The sequence below is a fragment of the Thiomonas bhubaneswarensis genome (assembly GCF_001418255.1).
In the GTDB taxonomy this organism is placed as follows: domain Bacteria; phylum Pseudomonadota; class Gammaproteobacteria; order Burkholderiales; family Burkholderiaceae_C; genus Thiomonas; species Thiomonas bhubaneswarensis.
Window position 1 is genome coordinate 127,278 of the sequence record NZ_LIPV01000006.1, and the last position, 16,335, is coordinate 143,612.

General features: G+C 65.0%; 10 protein-coding genes. 5 read left to right on the forward strand and 5 right to left on the reverse strand.

Translation table 11 applies throughout. The features are described from left to right. Positions 1–98: 98 nt before the first annotated feature. The 4 genes from ASC45_RS09510 to ASC45_RS09525 form a co-directional block, all read right to left on the reverse strand. Positions 99–2,162, reverse strand: coding sequence for a M3 family metallopeptidase (locus tag ASC45_RS09510; RefSeq protein ID WP_055450798.1), 2,064 nt, complete (start codon positions 2,160–2,162; stop codon positions 99–101). A 44-nt stretch (positions 2,163–2,206) separates the two neighbouring features. After that, positions 2,207–3,067 (reverse strand): bifunctional methylenetetrahydrofolate dehydrogenase/methenyltetrahydrofolate cyclohydrolase FolD, encoded by an 861-nt coding sequence (gene folD, locus ASC45_RS09515; RefSeq protein WP_055450799.1) that lies wholly within the window; start codon positions 3,065–3,067, stop codon positions 2,207–2,209. A 107-nt stretch (positions 3,068–3,174) separates the two neighbouring features. Continuing rightward, on the reverse strand, positions 3,175–3,789 hold the full coding sequence (locus ASC45_RS09520) for a response regulator transcription factor (RefSeq protein WP_055450800.1): 615 nt from the start codon (positions 3,787–3,789) through the stop codon (positions 3,175–3,177). 30 nt (positions 3,790–3,819) lie between these two features. After that, a complete protein-coding gene (locus tag ASC45_RS09525) occupies positions 3,820–6,345 on the reverse strand; it encodes a PAS domain S-box protein (protein WP_245610017.1) in 2,526 nt (841 codons plus the stop codon). Between the two features lie 205 nt (positions 6,346–6,550). Here ASC45_RS09525 and aceE point away from each other — a divergent pair, with 205 nt between their 5' ends. The 3 genes from aceE to lpdA are packed head-to-tail and all read left to right on the forward strand — an operon-like array spanning position 6,551 to position 12,559. Beyond that, positions 6,551–9,271, forward strand: a complete 2,721-nt coding sequence (gene aceE / locus ASC45_RS09530; RefSeq protein WP_055450801.1) for a pyruvate dehydrogenase (acetyl-transferring), homodimeric type — start codon at positions 6,551–6,553, stop codon at positions 9,269–9,271. Continuing rightward, positions 9,268–10,698 carry a dihydrolipoyllysine-residue acetyltransferase gene (gene aceF / locus ASC45_RS09535; protein ID WP_281173298.1) on the forward strand — a complete coding sequence of 477 codons (1,431 nt, stop codon included), beginning with the start codon at positions 9,268–9,270 and terminating at the stop codon, positions 10,696–10,698. The genes aceE and aceF overlap by 4 nt, the downstream gene beginning before the upstream one ends. A gap of 13 nt (positions 10,699–10,711) precedes the next feature. Beyond that, the gene (gene lpdA / locus ASC45_RS09540; protein WP_055450802.1) at positions 10,712–12,559 is read left to right on the forward strand and encodes a dihydrolipoyl dehydrogenase; all 1,848 of its coding nucleotides are present in this window, start codon (positions 10,712–10,714) and stop codon (positions 12,557–12,559) included. A gap of 53 nt (positions 12,560–12,612) precedes the next feature. Here lpdA and ASC45_RS09545 read toward each other — a convergent pair whose 3' ends face one another. After that, the gene (locus tag ASC45_RS09545) at positions 12,613–13,269 is read right to left on the reverse strand and encodes a C40 family peptidase (RefSeq protein WP_055450803.1); all 657 of its coding nucleotides are present in this window, start codon (positions 13,267–13,269) and stop codon (positions 12,613–12,615) included. An 81-nt stretch (positions 13,270–13,350) separates the two neighbouring features. On the opposite strand from ASC45_RS09545, the gene acuI reads away from it, so the two are divergent. Then, the gene (acuI, locus tag ASC45_RS09550) at positions 13,351–14,328 is read left to right on the forward strand and encodes an acrylyl-CoA reductase (NADPH) (RefSeq protein ID WP_055450804.1); all 978 of its coding nucleotides are present in this window, start codon (positions 13,351–13,353) and stop codon (positions 14,326–14,328) included. Positions 14,329–14,370: 42 nt separating this feature from the next. Continuing rightward, on the forward strand, positions 14,371–16,299 hold the full coding sequence (locus tag ASC45_RS09555; protein ID WP_425427621.1) for a propionate--CoA ligase: 1,929 nt from the start codon (positions 14,371–14,373) through the stop codon (positions 16,297–16,299). The last annotated feature ends 36 nt before the right edge of the window (positions 16,300–16,335 follow it).

Genomic DNA, 16,335 nt, shown 5'->3' on the forward strand with positions numbered 1-16,335 from the left:
GACAGATGGTGAAGGCGCAAGCCGCAAGTTTGCCACGAGTGCACCGCGCCGGGGACGCGGCGCGGTGTTTTCGCCACAGACGGGGCGGTCGGGATGTCTCAGGCGGCCTGGGCTGTCATGCCGCCATGGCGCAGCAGGGCGTCGATGCGCGGTTCGCGGCCACGGAAGGCCTTGAAGGAGTCGATCGCGTCGCGGCTGCCGCCGACTGCGAGTATGGTTTGCTGGTAGCTCTGGCCGACTGCGGGGCTGAGCGGGCCTTCCTCCTCGAAGCGCTCGTAGGCATCTGCGGAGAGCACCTCGGCCCATTTGTAGCTGTAGTACCCGGCGGCATAGCCACCGGCGAAGATGTGGGAGAAGCTGCAGACGAAGCGGTTGAACGCGGGGGGCTGGAGCACGGCCACTTCGCGGCGGTTTTCTTCGACCAGGGCCTCGATGGCGGCTGGCGTGAAGGCCGACAGGTCGTGATGCAGGCGCATGTCGAGCAGCGAAAACTCGACTTGGCGCAGGGTCTGCATGCCCGACTGGAAGTTCTTGGCCGCGAGCATTTTGTCGAACAGCGCGCGCGGCATGGGCTCGCCGGAATCGACGTGGCGGGTGAGAAAACGCAGTACCTCCCATTCCCAGCAGAAGTTTTCCATGAGCTGGCTGGGCAGTTCCACGGCATCCCATTCCACGCCCGAGATGCCCGACACGGCGATGTCGTCCACCTGGGTCAGCATGTGATGCAGGCCGTGCCCGAATTCGTGGAACAGGGTCTGCACGTCGTCATGGCTGAGCAGCGCGGGCTTGCCGCCGACGGGTGAGGGGAAGTTGCAGGTCAGCGTGGCGACCGGCGTTTGCAGCGCACCGTCGCTTCGCAGCCAGCGCGAACGCACATGATCCATCCATGCGCCGGAGCGCTTGCCGTCCCGGGCATAGAGATCGAGATAGAACAGGCCGACGCTCTGACCCCCGGCGCCCTCAATCTCGTACAGATCGACATCGGCGTGCCAGGCGCGGATGTCACCCTCGACCTTGCGTAGCTTCACGCCGAACAGGGTTTCGATGACGCGGAAGAGCCCGGCAATCACGGTCGGCAGGGTGAAGTACTGGCGGACTTCCTGCTCGGACAGGGCGTAATGCGACTGGCGCAGTTTCTCCGACGCCCAGGCGATGTCCCAGGCTTCGAGCTCGGGCATGCCCAGCTCGTCCTTGGCGAAGGCGCGCAGGGTGTCGAGGTCGCGCTGAGCGAAGGGCCGGGCGCGGCTGGCGAGGTCGCGCAAAAAGTGCATGACCTGCTCGGGGGTGTCGGCCATCTTCGGCACCAGCGAGACTTCCGCGTAGTTCTTGTAGCCCAGAAGCTTCGCTTCTTCGTCCCGCAGAGCGAGGATTTCGGCCATGACCGCAGAATTGTCGAACTGCGGATTGCCCAGCTCGCTTGCGCGGGTGACATAGGCACGGTACAGCCGCTCGCGCAGCGGTCGGTGTTCGCCATGCTGCAACACCGGCATGTACGACGGATAGTGCAGGGTGAACTTGTAGCCGGGTTTGCCGTCGCGTTCGGCGGCTTCGCGCGCGGCCTGCAGCACGTCGGGGGGAATGCCCGCGATCTCGCTTTCGCCGACATACTCCGCATGCGCTGCCGTGGCGTCGAGCACATGCTCTGAGAAGGTTTGGCTGAGCGCGGCTAGGCGCTCCTGGATTTCGGCATAGCGGGTGCGTGCGGGGCCTTCGAGCAGTGCACCGCTGAGGCGGAAATCGCGCAGGGCATGGTCGATGATGCGTTGGCGCGTTGCGCTCAGATGGCGGAAGTCGGCGCCGTCATGCAGGGCCTGGTACTTGCGCAGCAGACCTTCGTTCTGGCCCAGGCGGGTCCAGAACTCGGTGACTCGGGGCAGCATGGCGTTGTAGGCCGCACGCAGGGCGGGGGTGTCGGCCACGGCGTTGAGATGCCCCACGACACCCCAGGCGCGTCCGAGTTGTTCGGTGGCGCGTTCCAGAGGTTCGATCACGTCCGGCCAGGTGGCCGGTGTGGATTCGGCGGTGACCTGATCCAGAGTCTGCTCGGCCGCGCGCATCAGCGCGTCGATGGCGGGCTCGATGTGCTCGGGCTTGACGGCGGCGTAGTTGGGAAGCCCGCTGAAATCACACAGTGGGTTGTCGGTGGGCAGTGCAGGCGTCATGGTGTCGATCGGGGCTGTGCGGCGGGTGAAGGAAGATGAGTCGATTATGGGCGGGCGTGGGCTCGCTCGCACGACTCCAGGGTATTGACCAGCAGCATCGCAATGGTCATCGGCCCCACGCCGCCGGGCACCGGGGTGATCCAGCCCGCGACTTCGCTCACGCCCTCGAAATCCACATCACCGCAGAGCTTGCCAGCGGCGTTGCGGTTCATGCCCACGTCGATGACGACGGCGCCTGGCTTGACCATCTCGGCCGTGATGAGGTTCTCGCGGCCGACGGCGGCCACCAGGATGTCGGCCTGGCGACAGACGGCGCTCAGATCGCTGGTGCCGCTGTGCGCGATGGTGACGGTGGCATTGGCCGCCAGCAGCATCAGCGCCATGGGCTTGCCGACGATGTTCGAACGCCCGACCACCACGGCGGACTTGCCACGCAAATCGTGCAGGCCGATGGATTCGAGCATTTTCATGCAGCCATAGGGCGTACAGGGCTTGAAGCCCGGCTGGCCCACCATCAACGCGCCAGCGCTGGCGACGTGAAAGCCGTCGACATCCTTGGTCGGATCAATCGCCTCGATCACCTTGTGCGCGTCGATGTGCCGTGGCAGCGGCAGTTGAACCAGGATGCCGTGGATGCCAGGGTCGGCATTGAGCGCGGCGATGCGCTGCAGCAGCGCGTCCTCCTCGAGGTCGGCGCCGTATTGCTCGAGCACCGAGCGGATGCCGGTTTGCTCGCAGGCCTTGATCTTGTTGCGCACGTAGACCTGGCTGGCCGGGTTGTCGCCGACCAGAATGACGGCGAGACCGGGCGGATGTCCGGCTGCGGCGCAGGCCTGGGCGCGCTGGGCGACCTGTTGGCGGATCTGGGCGGAGAGGGCAAGGCCGTCGATGCGTTGGGCTGTCATGGGAGGGGGCTTGTGGAAGGGGTCAAGGCCCGCCACACAGACCCCGAACCGACCCGGGATCTCTTCAGCCCCTGGACGCGGGCCGGATGTGGGGACGCTGCCCGGATTTACTTGGGGGCGCCGAGTGCGATCTTCAGCAGGTCGGCCACGGTACTGACGTTGAGCTTTTCCATGATGTTGGCACGGTGCGCCTCGACCGTCTTGATGCTGATGTTGAGATCGTCGGCGATCTGTTTGTTGAGGCGGCCTGCCACGATGCGTTCGAGCACCTGCGATTCGCGCGCGGTGAGCCGCCCCAGCAAGGCGCCTCGGCTGGCTTCGGCCTGCTGCTGATCGGCGGTCAGACGCGCCTTTTGCAGCATGCGATCGACCAGGTCGCGCAGCACCACTTCGTTGAACGGTTTTTCGATGAAGTCGATCGCGCCCTTTTTCATGGTGTCCACCGCCATGGGCACATCGCCGTGGCCGGTGATGAAGACCAGCGGCATGGTGCAGCCACGTCGCAGAAGCTCGTCCTGCAGTTCGAGGCCATTCATGCCGGGCATGCGCACATCGACGATGAGGCAGGCAATTTCTCGCGGATCGAAACGGGTCAGAAAGCTCTCGGCAGAATCGAAGCACCGCACGCGGTAGTCGTTGCCTTCGAGCAGCCACTGCAGCGAATCGCGTACGGCCTCGTCGTCATCCACGACATAGACGGTACCCTTGTTGGCAGTTTTCATAAGCGATCGATAGGTGTGGGAAGCAGAACGTCAGAACCGTGACGGAAGGAAATCAGGGGGCGCCGAATCGCCCGCAGGGGCGGGTGGCCGAGGCCGCTCCCGGGGGGCTCCGAGTGGCAGGGTGAAGCTGAAAATGCACCCTGCGATGACGCCCTGATTGTAGTAATTCTCGGCCCAGAGACGCCCCTGGTGATACTCGATGATCGAGCGGCAGATGTTCAGGCCGATGCCCAGACCCTCGGCCTTGGTGGTGTAGAAGGCCTCGAACAGCCGCTCCATCACGGCTTCGTCGATGCCGGTGCCGTGATCTTTGACGGTGAAGGTCACGCGCTCGGTGTCGTGCATGATCTTGAGCTCGATGCTGCGCAGATTGCCCTGCCGCCCGGCCTTGTCCACCGACTCGGCGGCATTGCGCAACAGGTTGAGCAGCACCTGCTCGATCAGAATGGGGTCGGCATACAGCGTGGGAATGCCCGGCGCAACGAAGTTGAGCAGCCTCACGTTGCGACGTGTGAGTTCGATCTCGGCCAGCTCCAGGGTGTTGCGCACGATGTCCTGCACGCGGCAGGACACGCGCGCGGGCTCGCTCTTTTTCACGAAGTCGCGCACGCGCTTGATGACCCCGGCGGCGCGCTGCGCCTGCCTGCCGGTCTTTTCCAGCGCATCCACCAGTTCATGCTGCGCCATGCCGTGCGTCTTGACGCGGGCGATCATGCCCGAGGTATAGTTGCTGATGGCGGTGAGTGGCTGATTGAGTTCGTGCGCAAGCGACGAGGCCATCTCGCCCATGGTGATGAGGCGGCTGGTGATCTGGGCCTTCTCTTCCTGCTTGCGCGCGGTTTCTTCGGCGCGTTTGCGCGGGGTGATGTCGGTGGCGATGAGCAACTGGGCCACGCGGCCGTCCACCCACTGCATGTAGCGTTGACGCACGTCGAACCAGCGATCGAGCGCTTCGACGTAGGTTTCGTGGGCATTCGCGTGCCCTTCGAGAATTTCGTCGGCGGGCAGGCCGGCGAAGGAATCGACGGTGTCGGCGTGATCGTCGTCACCCACCGAGGTCATCTGACCCCCGTTGAGCATCAGGTGGCCATGCACCGAGGCGCCGAACCACTGACGGTAGAGCTTGTTGGCGAACAGCGGCTCTTCGGTACCCAGCGAGATCACGGAGACGGCAGCGTCCAGCCCTTCGAGCACGGCGACGAAGCGTTCGTGCGACGCGGCGAGTTCCTGGCGGATGCGGGTGGGTTCGGTGATGTCGGTGACCGACATGATCCAGCCGGTCTGCTTCTCGCGCACATCGATCAACGGCGAGACGTACACGCGCGCGTCGAACTCGCTGCCGTTCTTGCGGCGGATCTTGAGCGCAAAGCCCGAAGGCGGCGCCAGACCGTCGAGGCTTTGCTGGATGGCCAGGGCCATTTCGGCGCCCTGCTGCGCCGGCCAGTAGGGGTAGGGCGGCTGGCTGCCGATGAGATCGCTGTCCTCAAAGCCGGTCATGCGGCAGAACGACAGATTCACATATTGAATGCGTCCTTGCATGTCCACCGCCTGCATGCCGGTGGATAGCGAATTTTCGATGGCGCGGCGGAACGCGGTTTCGCGGGTGAGCGCCTCCTGGGCGCTGAGGCGCTGGCGCAGCTGGTTCCAGCTTGTCAGCAGCGTCCAGAGCGTGAGGGCAGACAGGAGAAAGACGCTCCAGTAGAGCCCCTTGGTCGTCCAGCTCGGGCTGCTGCGGTAGCTGCTGACCTGCAGCACCAGGCCGGGCTCGAAGGGCGGCAACGGCGCCCGGTATTGAAGGGCCTTGTCGCGTATGGGCTGGCTCGAGGCGCTGGCGATCAACTGGTTGTCGGGGCCGAGCAGCGAAACGGCATAGCTGGCGTTGAGGTCTTCAGGAACCGAGTTGCGCAGAATGCCCTCGACGGAGTAAACCACCCCTACGACACCGGCGAGCTGATCGTTGCGCATGACGGGGGTGGCGGTTTCCAGCAGCCAGCCGTTGTCTGCGCTCTTGAAAGGTGTCGAGTAGGCGGTTTTCTGGCTAACCAAAGCCTGTTGCACCAATTGCAGGCTGTTGGCCCGCTTGAGGGTCTTGCCGACCAGGGAGTTGATCTGCTCGGTGGCGAGATTGGGACTGCCCTTCTTGAAGACCACGGTGCCATCGGCATGGGCGTAATAGACGAGGAAGATCTGCGGGTAGCGCCGCAACAGCCGCAGGGACTGGACGTCGAAGGGGCCAGGACGGTCTTCGTGCAGGGACAGGCTGTTGGCAATGGCCTGCACCTGATCCTGGGCGAGGGTGAGGTCGAGGCTGATGCGTTGCTGCGCCCATTCGCTGTCGCGCTGGAGATTGTCCTTGTCGCGTTGCAGATCGGCTTGCTGGGAGTAACTCACCAACGCGGCCATGGCCGCCAGAAACAGAATGAACACGACCAAGGGCAATACCAGCAGCACGCGGTCGGACTGCATGCGCCGCAGCAGCGCGCGCGCGCGCAGCACACCCAGACGCTGGGACCATTTGCGGCGACGCAGGGGGGTGAGGGGCTTGGGATGATCCACGGTCACAGTCTAGGGCTTGTAACGAGACGGTCGGACTGCCGGATCTGCGGGTCGGAAATTGCGTTGGCGCAGCTCCGTGCACGAGGCTGCCCGGAGAGATGGATATGCCGCAAAAAAGACGGCGCTGAATTTCGCATTGCGGAATTCATTATTGTGATTTGAAAATTTGTTTGCGATACTGCGGAACACTTACGAGGAGAACATCATGGCTGCCTTACCCGAAATGCAACCCAGCTCATTGTCCGCTGCGACGGGAGATACCGATCCGCAGGAAACCCGCGAGTGGCTGGACGCGCTGGATGCGCTGATCGCCGCCGAAGGCCCGCAGCGGGCGCATTTCGTGCTGGAGTCGCTGATTTCCGAGGCACGCCAGAGCGGGGTGGACATGCCCTTTTCGGCCAACACCGCCTACGTCAACACCATCGCCACCGATGAAGAGGTGCGCAGCCCTGGCAACGTCGAGATCGAGGAACGTCTGCGGGCGTACATGCGCTGGAACGCGATGGCCATGGTGGTGCGCGCCAATCGCCTGCATCCGGCGGATGGGGGCGATCTGGGCGGGCACATGGCGTCGTTCGCCTCGCTGGCCACCATGTACGGCACGGGCTTCAACCACTTCTGGCACGCGCCCACGGCCGAGCATGGCGGCGACCTGATCTACTTCCAGGGTCACAGTTCGCCAGGCATTTACGCCCGCGCCTACATGGAAGGGCGGCTGAGCGAAGAGCAACTGGCGCATTTCCGGCAGGAAGCCGGAGGCAAGGGCCTGTCGAGTTATCCGCATCCCAAGCTGATGCCCGATTTCTGGCAGTTTTCCACGGTGAGCATGGGCCTGGGACCGATCATGTCCATCTATCAGGCGCGCTTTCTCAAGTATCTGCATGCCCGTGGCATCGCCGATACAAGCAAGCGCAAGGTCTGGGTGTTCTGCGGCGACGGTGAGATGGACGAACCCGAGTCGCTCGGCGCCATCGGCCTGGCGGCGCGTGAAAAGCTCGACAACCTGGTGTTCGTCGTCAACTGCAACCTGCAGCGGCTCGACGGCCCGGTGCGCGGCAACGGCAAGATCATCCAGGAACTCGAAGCCGAGTTCCGTGGCTCGGGCTGGAACGTCATCAAGCTGATCTGGGGCTCGTACTGGGACCCGCTGCTGGCGCGCGACAAGGACGGCATCCTGCGCCAGGTGATGATGGACGTGCTCGACGGCGACTATCAGGCGATGAAGGCCAACGATGGCGCCTTCGTGCGCAAGCATTTCTTCGGCCGCGATCCGCGCCTGCTGAAAATGGTCGAGCACATGAGCGACGAGGACATCTGGCGCCTGAACCGCGGCGGCCACGATCCGCAAAAGGTCTATGCCGCCTTCCACGCTGCGGCCCACCATCAGGGCGGGCCCACGGTGCTGCTGGTCAAGACCATCAAGGGCTACGGCATGGGCCGCGCGGCCGAGGCGCGCAACGTCGCCCACCAGGTGAAAAAGCTCACCGACGACGACATCCGCGAGTTTCGTGACCGCTTCAACATTCCCATCTCCGACGGCGACCTGCCCAAACTGCCCTTCTTCAAGCCGGCCGACGATACCCCGGAAATGAAGTATCTGCTCGAGCGCCGCAAGGCGCTGGGCGGCCCGCTGCCGCAGCGCCGCGAGAAGGCCGACGAGCACCTGCCGGTGCCCGATCTGAAGGAGATCTTCCAGCCCATGCTTGAGGCCACGGCCGAAGGTCGCGAGATTTCCACCACCCAGGCCTACGTGCGCTGCCTCAACCAGTTGCTGCGCGACAAGACGCTGGGCCCGCGCGTGGTGCCCATCCTGGTGGACGAAACCCGCACGTTCGGCATGGAGGGTCTTTACCGCCAGATCGGCATCTACGCCCCGGAAGGGCAGAAATACACCCCGGTCGACCGCGGCGAGGTGATGTATTACCGCGAGGACAAGCAGGGCCAGATCCTGCAGGAAGGCATCAACGAGGCCGGTGGCATGAGTTCGTGGATTGCCGCGGCCACCAGCTACTCGCACAGCAACCGCATCACCATTCCCTTCTACATTTTCTATTCGATGTTCGGCTTCCAGCGCATCGGCGACCTGATCTGGGCCGCTGGTGACATGCTGGCGCGTGGCTTCCTGCTGGGCGGCACTTCCGGGCGCACCACGCTCAATGGCGAAGGTTTGCAGCACGAAGACGGCCACAGCCAGATCATGGCGGCCAACGTGCCCAACTGCATCAGCTACGACCCAACTTTCGCGCACGAGGTGGCGGTCATCCTGCACGCGGGTCTCAAGCGCATGGTCGAGAACCAGGAAGACGTCTTCTATTACCTCACCCTGCTCAACGAGAACTACGCCCAGCCCGGGCTGCAGAAGGGCACGGAGGAGCAGATTCTCAAGGGCATGTATCTGTGCAAGCCGGGCAAGGCCCGCGTCAAGCAGCGCGTGCAGTTGCTCGGCTCGGGTTCCATCCTGCGCGAGAGTCTCGCTGCCCAGGAATTGCTGGAACAGGACTGGGGCGTGGCCGCAGACGTCTGGAGCTGCCCCAGCTTCAACGAACTGGCGCGCGACGGCAAGGCCGCCGAGCGCTGGAACCTGCTCCATCCTGGCGAGACGCCTCGCGTGCCTTTTGTCGCGCAGCAGCTGGAAAAACATGCGGGCCCCGTGGTGGCCAGCACCGACTATGTGCGCCTGTTCGCCGAGCAGATCCGTCCCTTCCTACCCAAGGGGCGCGGCTACCGCGTGCTCGGCACCGATGGCTTCGGCCGTTCGGACACCCGCACCGAACTGCGCCGTCACTTCGAGGTCGATCGCCACTACATCGTGCTGGCCGCCCTGCGAGGTCTGGTCGATGACGGCACGCTGCCAGCGGCCAAGCTCGCCGAGGCCATTGCCAAGTACGGCATCGACACGGAAAAGATGTTCTCGCTCTACGCCTGAGCGACGGCCGCACGCACACACAACAGGAGACACGCAAGATGGCTGTCGTCGAAGTCAAGGTTCCCGACATCGGGGATTTCAAGGATGTGGAGGTGATCGAGGTTCTGGTGAAAGCCGGGGACACGATCACGGTGGATCAGTCGCTGGTCACGGTGGAGAGTGACAAGGCGAGCATGGAGATTCCCAGCAGCACGGCGGGGCTGGTCAAGGCCGTGCGGGTGAAGCTGGGCGACAAGGTCAGCGAAGGCTCGGTGCTGCTCGAAGTTGAATCCGAAGGCGATGCTGCGGCCGCGACGCCCGTTGCCTCAGCTGCCGTAGAACCTGCGGCGGCCGAAGCCACGCCCGAGCCCGAGGTGACGACGCCTGCCGTGGCACCCGCTGCCGTCGGCGTGGGTTTTGCCTCCGAGCCGCGTCAGCACACGCCGCCTACTGCCGCTCTGCCACCGCCAGTCCCCGCGGCTTCTGCGGCGCAGTTGCCGCACGCCTCGCCCAGCGTGCGCAAGCTGGCGCGCGAGCTGGGCGTGCCGCTGGCCGAAGTGAAGGGCAGCGGCCCGAAAGGTCGCATCAACGCTGAGGATGTGCAGTCCTTCGTCAAGGCGGTGATGGCTGGCCAGGCGGTCACCCAGGCTGCGGCATCGGCAGGTGTGGGCGCAGCGGGTTCGGCGGGCAAGGGCGGAACGCTTGGCGGGCTCAACCTGTTGCCCTGGCCCAAGGTCGACTTCGCCAAGTTCGGCCCGGTTCGCACCGAGCCGCTGTCGCGCATCAAAAAGCTCTCCGGCCCCAATCTGGCGCGCAACTGGGCCATGATTCCGCATGTCACTCAGTTCGACGAGGCCGACATCACCGAGCTTGAGGAATTCCGCAAGGCCAGCAACGAGCGCATGGCCAAGCAGGGCGTGAAACTCACCATGCTGGCCTTCGTGATGAAGGCATGCGTGACGGCATTGAAGACCATGCCGGCGTTCAACAGTTCGCTCGACGAAACCGGCGAGAACCTCATCCTGAAGGACTACATCCACCTCGGTTTCGCCGCCGACACGCCGCAGGGCCTCGTGGTGCCGGTGCTCAAGGATGTGGACAAGAAGGGCCTGGCGCAGATCGCCAAGGAAATGGGCGAACTCGCCGCCACGGCGCGCGAAGGCAAGCTCAAGCCTTCGGACATGCAGGGCGCGACCTTCACCATCTCCAGCCTTGGCGGGGTGGGGGGCACGGCCTTCACGCCCATCATCAATGCGCCGGAAGTGGCCATTCTCGGCTTGTCCAAGTCGCAGATCAGACCGGTCTGGGATGGCGCTGCGTTCCAGCCGCGGCTGATGCTGCCGCTTTCGCTGTCGTACGACCACCGCGTCATCGACGGCGCGATGGCGGCGCGTTTCACCACCCTGCTCGGCGATCTGCTCGCCGATCTGCGGCGTGTGCTGATCTGATCGGGGGCGAGGCATGGCGACAGTCGAAGTTAAGGTTCCCGACATCGGGGATTTCAAGGATGTGGAGGTGATCGAGGTTCTGGTGAAAGCCGGGGACACGATCACGGTGGATCAGTCGCTGGTCACGGTGGAGAGTGACAAGGCGAGCATGGAGATTCCCAGCAGCACGGCGGGGCTGGTCAAGGCCGTGCGGGTGAAGCTGGGCGACAAGGTCAGCGAGGGCTCGGTGCTGCTCGAAGTCGAGGCGCAGGGCGCTGGCGCTCAGACTGACGCAAAACCTGACGCATCCCCTGCCGCGTCGGCTGCGCCCGCGCAGCAGGCGTCGGTCGCAGTCTCCGCGACTCCTGCGGCGGCATCCGAAACCCCGCCGACACCACGGACGACCGCCGCCTACGACGGCAAGGTCGATCTGAGCTGCGATGTGCTCGTGCTGGGTGCCGGTCCGGGCGGCTATTCAGCCGCGTTCCGTGCCGCCGATCTCGGTCTGAACGTGGTGCTGGTCGAGCGCTACGCCACGCTGGGCGGGGTCTGCCTCAACGTGGGGTGCATCCCCAGCAAGGCGCTGCTTCACGTCGCTTCGGTCATCGACGAAACCGCGCATTTCGCCGAGCTTGGCGTGACGTTCGAGCCGCCCAAGGTCGACCGGGTCAAGCTCGCCGCGCACAAGGGCAAGGTGGTGGGCAAGCTCACCAGTGGCCTTGCCGCCATGGCCAAAATGCGCAAGGTCACGGTGGTGCGCGGCTACGGCGCTTTTGTCGATGCGCATCATGTGCAGGTGGAACTGACCGAGGGCGAAGGCCAGAACAAGACCGGCGCCACGCAGACGGTGCAGTTCAAACGGGCCATCGTCGCCGCAGGCTCGCAGGCCGTGCGCCTGCCTTTCCTGCCCGAAGACCCGCGCATCGTCGATTCCACCGGCGCTCTCCTGCTCGACCATGCGCCGAAGAATATGCTCATCGTCGGCGGCGGCATCATCGGGCTGGAGATGGGCACGGTCTATTCCACCCTCGGGGCGCGCCTCGACGTGGTGGAAATGCTCGAAGGTCTGATGCCGGGCGCCGACCGCGATCTGGTGAAGGTCTGGCAGAAGATCAATGCCAGGCGCTTCGACCGCATCATGCTGGGCACCAAGACTGTTGCGGCCGAAGCCAGACCCGACGGCATCTGGGTGACCTTCGAGGGCGATGGCGCACCGACAGAGCCGCAGCGCTACGACCTCGTTCTGCAAGCCGTCGGGCGCTCGCCCAATGGCCGCAAGATCGCCGCCGACAAGGCGGGGGTGGCGGTGAACGAGCGCGGGTTCATTCCCGTCGATGTGCAGCAGCGCACCAACGTGCCGCACATCTTCGCCATCGGCGATATCGTCGGTCAGCCCATGCTGGCGCACAAGGCGGTGCACGAGGGCCATGTCGCCGCCGAGGTCTGCGCGGGCGAACTCAAGGATGACGAGGCGCTGGCCAAGACGGCCTTCGATGCGCGGGTGATTCCCAGCGTGGCCTATACCGACCCGGAGATTGCCTGGGTCGGCCTGACCGAAGACGCGGCCAAGGCGCAGGGCATCGCCGTGACCAAGGGGCTGTTTCCCTGGTCGGCATCGGGCAGGGCCATCGCCAACGGGCGTGACGAGGGTTTCACCAAGCTGCTGTTCGACAAGGCCACGCACCGCATCGTCGGCGGCGGCATCGTCGGCACCCATGCGGGCGATCTGATCGGTGAGATCGCGCTGGCGATCGAGATGGGGGCGGACGCGGTGGACATCGGTCGCACCGTGCATCCTCACCCCACCTTGGGTGAGTCGATCGGTCTGGCCGCCGAGGCGGCCGAGGGAAGTTGTACCGACCTGCCGCCGCCCAGGCGATAAAAATCGAGGCGTGGCGGCAGCTGCGCTCGCGGCCTGCCGGGGGCAGGCGCGACCTACTGACCGCTCGGCACCGGCACGTTTCCAGAAGCGCTGGTGGCGTCGTCCTGCGCCACTTCCGTCTGCTGCCCCGTCAAGATGCGGCGTGCGCCATCGAAGCGCTTCGCCCAGTAGGGCGAGTCCAGATTTTCCACCCGGACGGTCTGGCCCGGGCGAGGCGAATGAACGAACTGGCCGTTGCCGATATAGATGCCCACATGCGAGAACGCCCGGCGCAAGGTGTTGAAAAACACCAGATCACCGGGCTTGAGCTGATTCTCCGAAATCTTCTCGCCTTCCCGGGCCTGCTGCGCGGCATTGTGGGGCAAGACCGTGCCCAGCGTTTCTTCATAGACGTAGCGCACGAAACCCGAACAGTCGAAGCCGCTGCGCGCCGAATCGCCCCCGTAGCGATACTTCACGCCAAGAAAGCTCAGCGCATTGACCACCAGATCGGAGGCGCGGGTCGAGACCTGATGCACGAATCCGTTCTGCGTCAGCCACTGGCGCAGGGAGGCATCATCGCGCTGGGCGTTCTGCACGTCGCGCACCGCCTGCTCCGAGGGCTGGGCAGGGTCGACCCGAGGCAGCGCCGTCGGATCGGCCCGTGCCGACGTGCCGCTCATCAGGCAGCAGGCCAAGGCAATCTGGACGAACAGGGGATTGACGCGCATAAGCGCGCGAATTTAGGTAAATTGGCCTTTTGTGTCAAACATTGTGCGGCGCAACACGGGCGCCCGTGAGGAGACCGAATCATGTTTACCGCTTGGCGACTCGAACAAACCGATCAGGGCTTCAAGGCCGCTCTGGTTCCATGCGAGGACAGCGAACTGCCCGACGGGGATGTGGCGGTGGCGGTGGAGTATTCCACCCTGAATTACAAGGACGCCCTGGCGCTGACCAACCGTGGGCCGGTCGTGCGGCGATGGCCGATGGTGCCCGGGATCGATGGAGCCGGAACCGTCATCGAGAGCAAGCACCCGGATTGGCGAGCGGGCGACCGCTGGCTGCTCAACGGCTGGGGCGTGGGTGAGACGCACTGGGGTTGCCTGAGCCAGCGGGCGAGACTGCGGGCCGACTGGCTGATCCCGTTGCCCAAGGCGTTCACGGCGCGCCAGGCCATGGCCTTGGGGACGGCGGGCTACACCGCGGCGCTGTGCGTGCTGGCGCTCGAACGTCAGGGCGCCCAGCCCTCGCAGGGTACAGTGCTCGTCACCGGCGCGACGGGCGGCGTGGGCAGTGTGGCGGTGGCGTTGCTGGCTGCATCGGGCTGGACGGTTGCGGCTTCCACCGGCAAGTTGCAGGAGGAGGCGTACTTGCGCGCACTCGGTGCCTCCGAGATCGTCGACCGCAACACCCTGTCGTCTCCGGGCAAGCCGCTGCAGAAAGAGCGCTGGGCCGCCGTGGTGGATACGGTGGGCAGCCACACCCTGGCCAATGCCTGCGCCCAGACCCGCTGGGGCGGGGTGGTAGCCGCCTGCGGGCTGGCCGCAGGCATGGATTTTCCGACCACGGTGGCGCCGTTCATTCTCCGCGGCATCACGCTGGCGGGCATCGACAGCGTGATGCAACCCCGGGACGCCCGGCTCAAGGCCTGGCAGAGGCTGAGCGAACAGATCGACGCGGCCGTGCTCGACCGCATCATGCAGGAAATTCCGCTCGATCAGGCCGCGACGGCGGCGCAGAACCTGCTCGATGGTCAGGTGCGCGGGCGCATCGTCGTGAAAATCTGAAGTCGGAGTCGCGTCAGTCCGGCGTCAGCGCCCGTTCCTAGGCTGGTTCGCGCAAACAACATCAGAGGAGATCACGCCATGGCCGACGGGACTTACGCCGATTTTTATCGCCGCAGCATCGATGCGCCGGAGTCGTTCTGGGCCGAGCAGGCCCAGGCCATCGACTGGCATCGGCCCTGGGATACGGTGCTCGATCGCAGCCATCCGCCGTTTTCTGCCTGGTTTGTGGGTGGGCAGACCAATCTCTGTCACAACGCGGTTGATCGGCATCTGGCAGAACGAGCCGATCAAGCGGCCCTGGTCTATGTCTCGACCGAAACCGGCCAGGAGCGCACTTACAGCTATGCCGACCTGCACCGCGAAGTGCAGATCATGGCGGCGAGTCTGCAGAGTCTGGGCGTGGGCCGCGGCGATCGCGTGCTGATCTATATGCCGATGATTCCCGAAGCCGTCTTCGCCATGCTGTCCTGCGTGCGTCTGGGCGCAGTGCATTCGGTGGTGTTCGGCGGCTTCGCCTCGGTGAGCCTGGCCGCGCGGATCGACGACGCGCGTCCCAAGGCCATCATCAGCGCCGATGCCGGTTCGCGCGGGGGCAAGGTCATTCCGTACAAGCCCCTGCTCGACGAGGCGCTGCGTCTGTCGCAACATCCGCCCAAGCAAGTTGTCGTGGTCGATCGCGGTCTGGTCGGCTGGGCGCGCGAGGCCTTGCGCGACATCAGCTATGCCGATCTGCGGGCGCAGCACCACGATGCCGAGGTGCCTTGCGTCTGGGTCGAGTCCACCCATCCGAGCTACATCCTCTACACCTCGGGCACGACGGGCAAACCCAAGGGCGTACAGCGCGATACCGGGGGGTATGCCGTGGCCCTGCAACTTTCAATGCGAGCGGTGTTCGGCGGCAAGGCGGCAGAGACCTTTTTCTGCACCAGCGACATCGGCTGGGTCGTCGGGCACAGCTACATCGTCTATGCGCCCCTGCTGTGCGGGATGACCACCATTCTGTACGAGGGCACGCCACTGCGCCCCGATGCTGCCGTGTTCTGGCGGGTGGCGGAACAGTACCGCGCCAATTTGATGTTTTCCGCGCCCACGGCGATGCGGGTGCTCAAACGCCACGACCCGTCCCTGTTGCATCGGCACGATCTCTCCAGCTTGCGGGCGATCTTTTTGGCCGGTGAGCCGCTGGACGAGCCCACCGGGCGCTGGGTGGCCGAGTCTCTGGGCAAGCCGGTGATCGACAACTACTGGCAGACCGAGACCGGGTGGCCCATTCTGGCGACCCCCCAAGCCTTTCCGGAGGTTTCATCTCGCATGGGCTCGCCGGGCGTGGCGATGCCGGGGTACAAGGTCTGTCTGCGCAACGAGACCGACGGCGCTCCGGTCGGGGTCGGCGAGAAGGGCGTCCTGGCCATCGACTGGCCGCTGCCTCCCGGGTGTCTGCAAACCATCTGGGGCGATGACACGCGGTATGTGAATACCTACTGGAGTACATACCCCAACAGGCAGGTGTATTCGACCTTCGACTGGGGGCGCCAGGATGCGGACGGCTACATCTACATCCTCGGACGTACCGACGACGTCATCAACGTGGCCGGCCACCGCCTCGGCACCCGCGAAATCGAAGAGAGCATCAGCGCGCATCCGGCGGTGGCTGAAGTGGCAGTGGTCGGCGTGCAGGATGCGCTCAAGGGGCAGTCGGCCTGGGCCTTCGTGGTGCCACGCCCGGGACAAGAGAGTGTTTCCGAGGCGTCGTTGCAAGCCGCCATCGCCGCTCATGTCGATGCCCAGCTCGGCGCCGTGGCCCGTCCGCAGCGCATCTGCCTGGTCACGGCCTTGCCCAAGACCCGCTCCGGCAAAATGCTGCGGCGTGCCATTCAGGCGATCTGTGAAGGCCGTGACCCCGGCGACCTCACTACACTGGAAGACCCGCTTGCCCTCCAGCAAATTCCAGATGCAATTGCGCGTCCCTGACTAGGGAAACTCCTAGCCGACAAGGGTGGACAAGCC